The 6,624-nt window shown below is 68.7% G+C and carries 7 protein-coding genes; 4 read left to right on the top strand and 3 right to left on the bottom strand.

From position 1 onward, the window contains the following. Positions 1-139: 139 nt before the first annotated feature. The 4 genes from CH341_RS26245 to CH341_RS26260 all read left to right on the top strand — a co-directional run bounded on the left by CH341_RS26245 (position 140) and on the right by CH341_RS26260 (position 3,644). Positions 140-436, top strand: coding sequence for a nucleotidyltransferase family protein (locus CH341_RS26245; RefSeq protein ID WP_111421914.1), 297 nt, complete (start codon positions 140-142; stop codon positions 434-436). Further along, positions 426-782, top strand: coding sequence for a HepT-like ribonuclease domain-containing protein (locus CH341_RS26250; RefSeq protein ID WP_111421915.1), 357 nt, complete (start codon positions 426-428; stop codon positions 780-782). The genes CH341_RS26245 and CH341_RS26250 overlap by 11 nt, the downstream gene beginning before the upstream one ends. A gap of 150 nt (positions 783-932) precedes the next feature. Further along, positions 933-1,889 carry an acetyl-CoA carboxylase carboxyltransferase subunit alpha gene (locus CH341_RS26255; protein ID WP_111421916.1) on the top strand — a complete coding sequence of 319 codons (957 nt, stop codon included), beginning with the start codon at positions 933-935 and terminating at the stop codon, positions 1,887-1,889. Positions 1,890-2,108: 219 nt separating this feature from the next. Then, positions 2,109-3,644, top strand: a complete 1,536-nt coding sequence (locus tag CH341_RS26260) for a L,D-transpeptidase family protein (protein WP_111421917.1) — start codon at positions 2,109-2,111, stop codon at positions 3,642-3,644. 110 nt (positions 3,645-3,754) lie between these two features. Here CH341_RS26260 and CH341_RS26265 read toward each other — a convergent pair whose 3' ends face one another. The 3 genes from CH341_RS26265 to CH341_RS26275 all read right to left on the bottom strand — a co-directional run bounded on the left by CH341_RS26265 (position 3,755) and on the right by CH341_RS26275 (position 6,478). Beyond that, positions 3,755-4,834 carry a DUF2336 domain-containing protein gene (locus tag CH341_RS26265; protein ID WP_111421918.1) on the bottom strand — a complete coding sequence of 360 codons (1,080 nt, stop codon included), beginning with the start codon at positions 4,832-4,834 and terminating at the stop codon, positions 3,755-3,757. Beyond that, positions 4,831-5,193, bottom strand: coding sequence for a PilZ domain-containing protein (locus tag CH341_RS26270; RefSeq protein WP_111421919.1), 363 nt, complete (start codon positions 5,191-5,193; stop codon positions 4,831-4,833). The genes CH341_RS26265 and CH341_RS26270 overlap by 4 nt, the downstream gene beginning before the upstream one ends. Positions 5,194-5,398: 205 nt before the next feature. Further along, positions 5,399-6,478, bottom strand: a complete 1,080-nt coding sequence (locus CH341_RS26275) for a DUF2336 domain-containing protein (protein ID WP_111421920.1) — start codon at positions 6,476-6,478, stop codon at positions 5,399-5,401. Positions 6,479-6,624: the final 146 nt, after the last annotated feature.

Genomic DNA, 6,624 nt, shown 5'->3' on the forward strand with positions numbered 1-6,624 from the left:
AGATCTACACCCACGTCCTGGAGGAGCGCCTGAAGAGCCTGGTGCGCGACCTCCATCCGCTGGGAGATGACGGGTAGGGCGGGTGGAACGCCATGCTCGCGTGGGGTATTCTAGCGCGAGATCAGCGTGGGAGATCGACGTGAAAGCAGAGGAGGCCATTGCGGTTCTGCGCCGGAATCGAGCCCTGCTCGAGTCTCGCGGCATCCGGCATGCGGCCCTGTTCGGTTCGGTCGCCCGTGGCGAAGCCGACGAGGCGAGCGACCTCGATATTCTCATCGAGTTCGAACCCGGGGCGCATGTGGATCTGTTCACTTATGCGGGCGTGAAGCAAGCCGTCGCCGATTTGTTCAGCGGCCGAGTCGATGTCGTGAACAAGGCCGCCCTGAAGGAGCACTTGCGCCAACCGGTGGCGGCGGAAGCCGTATATGCGTTCTGAGAAGACACTTCAGACTCTGACCGACATCAAGCGGAACGTCGGCTTGGTCCGGATGTTCGTCCAAGGAATGGATTACGAGGATTTCGCCGCCGACGTGAAAACTGTTTATGCCGTCACGCGATGCCTCGAAATCGTTTCCGAGGCTTCGCGGCGGTTGCCCAGTGACCTGAAGGCGCGACACCCGCACATTCCGTGGAACGATGTCGCAGGAGCCGGGAATGTCTACCGGCACGACTACGAGGACATCCTCGAGCCGGATCTCTGGGATACGATCCACTTGCCTCTCGACTCACTCGAAACCGTGGTCCTGGAAGAATTGGCGCGGCTGACCGGGCGGTCCGACTGAATTCGGTCGCGCGGAGCCGGAGCCCAGGACCTCGCCGAGGCCATGGCCCGGTCCCCCTCCGCTCCCTTGACTTCCGCCCCATCCGGGGGCTTCTGTCGCCCCCGCCCGCTGGTGTCTCGGGCAGGACTCCACCCCTCGGTCTCTCCCGCAATGCGCAGTTATCTCGATTTCGAAAAGCCGGTCGCAGAGCTCGAAGCCAAGATCGAGGAGCTGCGGGCCCTGGAGCAGCCGGCCGGTGCGGTCGAGATCGGCGAGGAGGTCGCGCGGCTCGAGGCCAAGGCGGCCGAGGCGCTCAAGGCCGTCTATTCGAGCCTGACCCCCTGGAACAAGACCCAGATCGCGCGCCATCCGCAGCGGCCGCATTGCCTCGACTACGTCGCCGGGCTGATCGCCGACTTCACGCCGCTCGCCGGCGACCGCAGCTTCGGCGAGGACGAGGCGATCGTCGGCGGCTTCGGCCGCTTCCGCGGCCAGAGCGTCTGCGTCATCGGCCAGGAGAAGGGCTCCTCGACCGAGAGCCGGCTGAAGCGCAACTTCGGCATGGCCATGCCGGAGGGCTACCGCAAGGCGGTGCGCCTGATGGAGATGGCCGACCATTTCGACATCCCGGTGATCACCATGGTCGACACCGCCGGGGCCTATCCGGGCATCGGCGCCGAGGAGCGCGGCCAGGCCGAGGCGATCGCCCGCTCGACCGCGGCCTGCCTGGCCCTCAAGGTGCCGAACGTCGCCGTGATCCTGGGCGAGGGCGGCTCCGGCGGCGCCATCGCGATCGCCACCGCCAACAAGGTCCTGATGCTCGAGCATGCGATCTACAGCGTGATCTCGCCCGAGGGGGCCGCCTCGATCCTGTGGCGCGACTCGGCCAAGGCCCAGGACGCCGCCACCGGCATGAAGATCACGGCCGACGACCTGCTGAAGTTCGGGGTGATCGACGCTATCGTCCGCGAGCCGATGGGCGGCGCCCATCGCGACTGGTCGGCCGCCATCAACGCCACCGGCGACGCCGTCGCGGCCGCGTTCGACCAGCTCCGCGAGCTCGGCCCCGAGGCGATCCGCCAGCAGCGCCGGGACAAGTTCCTCGCCATCGGCCGCACGCTCGCCTGACGGGTGCGGCGCAGTCGACGCACGAATTCCGCGTTGCCGGCGGGTCGGTTAACGATTCGGCAACCATGTCGCCGCAAGCTCGTCCGGCGCCCCCGTGGATAACCCGCGATTCACCATGCCGCCGCACCGCCTGTGCGGTCCCGTCCCGTTGCCTTGCTTAGACCACATCTTAACGCTAACAGGTATTTACGGAATGGGGACTACGAGGGGGAGTGTCGCTTGAACCGTCGTACGGCGAGGGTCCGGGCGCTCACGGCGTCGGCGGCGATCGCGGTTGCGGTTGCGCTGGCCGGGTGCCAGACCGACGGGATCTCCCAGATCCCGAGCAAGGCGATGCAGCCGCTCTCCCGCGAGATGCAGGCCACGCTGACCAAGAAGGACATGCCGGTCGAGTCGCCGATCCTGCTGCGCGTCTTCAAGGAAGAGGCGGAGCTCGAGGTCTGGAAGCAGGACTCCGCCGGCCAGTACGCCCTTCTCAAGACCTATCCGATCTGCCGCTGGTCGGGTGAGCTCGGCCCCAAGGTCAAGCAGGGCGACCGTCAGGCCCCCGAGGGCTTCTACACGATCACGCCCGGCCAGATGAACCCGAACTCGAGCTACTATCTCGCGTTCAATCTCGGCTTTCCGAACGCCTACGACAGGGCGAACGAGCGGTCCGGCCAGTTCCTGATGATCCACGGCGACTGCTCGTCGGCCGGTTGCTACGCGATGACGGACGAGCAGATCTCCGAAATCTACGCGCTCGGCCGCGAAGCCTTCCTGGGTGGCCAGAAAGCGTTCCAGGTGCAGGCCTATCCGTTCCGGATGACGGCGCTCAACATGGCGCGTCACCGCAACAGCCCGCACATGGCGTTCTGGCGGATGATCAAGGAAGGCAGCGACCACTTCGAGGCGACCCGCCAGGAGCCGAAGATCGACGTCTGCGAGAAGCGCTACGTCTTCAACGCGACGCCGGTATCCGGCCGGTTCGATCCGGTCGGGCGCTGCCCCGCCTACCAGGTCCCGCAGGACGTCGCCTCGGCCGTCAAGGAGAAGCAGGATCACGACGAGCGCCAGTTCGCCCACCACGTCGCCCAGGGCGTGCAGACCGTGGCGGTGCGGACCGGCAGCGACGGCGGCATGCATCCGACCTTCCTGGCCAAGGTGAACACCAACGAGACCTTCGTGGCCAACGGCCGCCGGGTCGCGTCCCTGCCGCCGCAGAGCCCGGGCGGCAAGGCGACCCTGGTGTATTTGCCGAACCAGACCGCGGTCGCATCGGCGGACCCGGAGACGACCTCGGGCGTGATCGGCAGCACCCGCGTGGCCTCGGCCGACGGCAGTGCTCCGGTTCTCGGCAATCTGTTCGGCAGCAGCGGCGAGCCCGCCCCGGCGTCGTCGTCGGGCTCCGGCATCGGCAAGTGGTTCGGCTTCGGCAAGAGCGAGGACACTCCCCCGCCGGCGAACCCGAAGCCCGCCGCGGCGCCGGCAGCCAAGCCGACCGCCACCGCGAAGGGCGGCGCCAAGCCGGCGCCGGCGCCCACCTCTCAGACCATGCTGGCCTCGTCGTCGTCGCGCCCGGTCGCGCTCGGGGCGATCCGGCCGACCACCACCCAGGCCGGCGGACAGTCGCAGGCCGAGGCCAGGCCGCAGGGCACCGCCCAGGCGAAGGCCGAGGCTCCGGCGGGCGCCGCCTATACGGCCGGGACCCTGATGCCGGGCGCCAAGCCGGTGCTCTCGTCGTCGAGCTTCGACGGCCGCTGGGGCGGGATGTAGCCGCACCGCGACGAGCCTGCCTCGCGACATCCTTCGATGCCCGGCCTCCTGCCGGGCATTTGCGTTTCGGGAGGGTGCGTCGGTCGGGAGGACGGCCGGGCGCGGCCGACTCACATCAGCCGTTCGATCTCGGTGCGGTTCGCCGACTTGCGCAGCTTGATGAAGCGGACGACGCGCTGCGCCACCTCGGTTCCGAGGGTGATGTAGTGCTGGAAGGCGGCGCGCGGATCGGCGGGCTCGCCGAGCGTCGCCTCCAGCACGGCCCTGGCGTCGGACCAGCCGAGCCCGGCGGCCTTGCACAGGATCAGGAGCGCGTCCTCGGAGCGCTGCCGGATGATGTTGCGCACCGCGATCACGGGCACGTCGGCGACGGCGGCGAGATCCTCGATCAGGGGACCGCGCTGGCCGAGGCGGGCATGCTCGCAGAGCCGCGCCTTGATCCGATCCGGCTCCAGCCGGACCGACGGGCCGCCATGGGCCTTGTGCAGGCGGGCATGGACGAGCTGGTCGCCGATCGCCGCGATGGCGTGGTCGAGCCGGGTGCGCACGGCGGACTCCGCCGAGCCGGCCAGGCGCCGGCGCACGATGTCGGTGGCGTTGCGGACCATCTCGCAGAAGATGTCGGCCGGGACGTCGGTCCGGCCGGCGAAGATCTCGGCGAGCTCCTCGTCGCCGTGGGCCCGCGTCGCGATGGTGCGCAGCCCGGTCTCGGAGAAGCGTGCGCCGCCATTGGCCGTCACCTTTCGGGTCACCTCGATGTCGCCGCGCTCGACGACGATGTCGGTGACCACCTCGGACAGATGCTCGCGCGCCGCGATCGCGGCCAGATGGGCCTGGCTCTTGGTGCGGGCGACATCGGCCAGCACCTCGTCGGTGAGCCGCGTCGAGCGCTCGAGCACCGGACCCGAGATGGTGATGTCGTCGTGGTGGCAGAGCCGGCCGATCGTGTTCACCGGCGCATTGGAGACGTTGGAGAGCTGCAGGCCGAGCCGGACCAGCGCGTAGCGCTCCACCGTGTCGACGAGCTGCTCCATGACGTCGTCGAACAGCGCCACGTGATCCTCGCCGAACTGGTCGGCGCCGACCAGGAACAGGTCGGTGACGCGGCGTAGCACCTCGCTACGGCGATCCGCGCTGCCGCGAGCCAGGACGGTCGAGAGCTCTTCGATCAGCACGGGAGAGGTGTTCATTGCATCGAACCGGTACTGTTTGTCTCGCCCAGCAGCGCCAGCCGCGGCCAGGGGGCCGGGGGAGGGGGCGCGTCGCTTTCGGTGGGGAGGAAGGCGACGCCGACATGATGCCGGGTCCGCCAGGCGAGGGCGCAGCGGATGCGGAACCGCTCCGGATCCACCAGCAGATCGAACACCTCGGGCACGGCGGCGGCGTCGTTCACCAGCAGGCAGGCGCCGCCTGCCGAGACGTTCAGCACGGCGCAGTCGAGCACGCCCGCGGCGGCGGCGATCTGGGCGGTCGCCAAGGTGAGATAGCGCGGTGAGCGACGCTGCTCGTGCCCACGCGCATCACCAGAAACCGGAGCCGGGTCAGCCATGGCGATCGAACCCGAGTTGAGTCGGCCGAATACGCTCGGGTGCGGACGATCCGGTTCAGGTCACGTCGCCGCAGCCTGGACAACAGACAGTCCGCAAGAACAGTCCTTCGCGTCCACCGGACTTTACAGTCCAGAGCTGAAAAGTACGTTACCGTGATTGAGGTATAATGATCCGTGATTAGGATTTGAGGTTAGTTCTAACTACTCACATCAAGCGGCGGATCTCGGCCGGCGTGGCGGACTTCCGCAGCCGGACGAAGCGCACCACGCGCTGGGCCGTTTCGGCGGTCAGGCCCGAATAGGTCCCGAACGCGGTGCGCGGATCGCCGGCCGATCCGGTCGTGGCCAGCAGGACGGCCTTGGCGTCCGGCCAGGCGAGGCCGGCGACCTTGCACAGGATCAGCAGGCCGTCCTCCGAGCCTTGCTTGATCAGGTTCTTGATCGCCACCACCGGGACCTCGGCGATGACGGCGAGCTCGTCGATCACGTCGCCGCGCTTGCCGGCCCGGGCTTTCTCGCAGAGCGCCTTCAGCTTGTCGGGGGCCGGGCTCGCCGCGGTGGCGCCGGGCGCCTCGGCCTTGCGGCGGGCGTGCAGGAGCTGGGTTCCGATCGCCGCCACGGCCTGATCGAGGCGGGTGCGCACGCCGGGAACGTCGCAGCGGGCGAGACCGCGCCGGACCTCGTCGGTGGCGTTGCGGACCAGATCGCGAAAGACCTCCGACGGCACGTCGCTGCGCCCGGCGACCAGGAGAGCGAGCGACTCGTCGAGATGGGCCCGGCCCGCAATGGTGCGGAAGCCGGTTTCCGAGAAGCGGGCGCCGAAATTGGCCGTGATCTTGCGGGTGACATCGAGGTCGCTGCGCTGCACGACCGCGTCGGTGACGGCTTCCGACAGCACCAGGCGGACCGCGATGGCGGCGAGATGGGCCTGGGTCTTGGTGCCGGCGATGCCGACCAGCACCTCGTCCGAGATGCGCTTGGAACGCTCCAGCACCGGACCGGCGACGGCGATGTCGTCGCTCTGGCCGAGCAGCATGATGGTCTTGACGGGGGCGTTGACGAGCGGGGCGAGCTGGAGGCCGAGGCGGATGAGGGAATGGCGTTCGACCGTGCCGACGATCTGCTCCATCACCGTGTCGAACAGCGCGACATGCTCTTCCCCGAAGGCGCTGGCCTGGGCGAGGAACAGATCGGTGAGGCGCCGGAGGATCTCTCCACGCGTGTCCGGACTCCCCTGGCTCAGAACGGCGGGGAGCTCGAGCAGGAGGGCGTTGGACGCAGCCATGGCGGGTGTGCCGAGTGGACGGTCGCAGACGAGCGGACGGAAGCGGCGGCCCCTGGCCGGAACCGCCGCGCATGGCCGCCGGTCGAACCTGTTCGGCTGCGGCAGGGCAAGCTTAACGATGATCTATGAAGCGGGTGTTAAACGAC

Origin of the sequence: Rhodoplanes roseus, assembly GCF_003258865.1 — a bacterium.
In the GTDB taxonomy this organism is placed as follows: domain Bacteria; phylum Pseudomonadota; class Alphaproteobacteria; order Rhizobiales; family Xanthobacteraceae; genus Rhodoplanes; species Rhodoplanes roseus.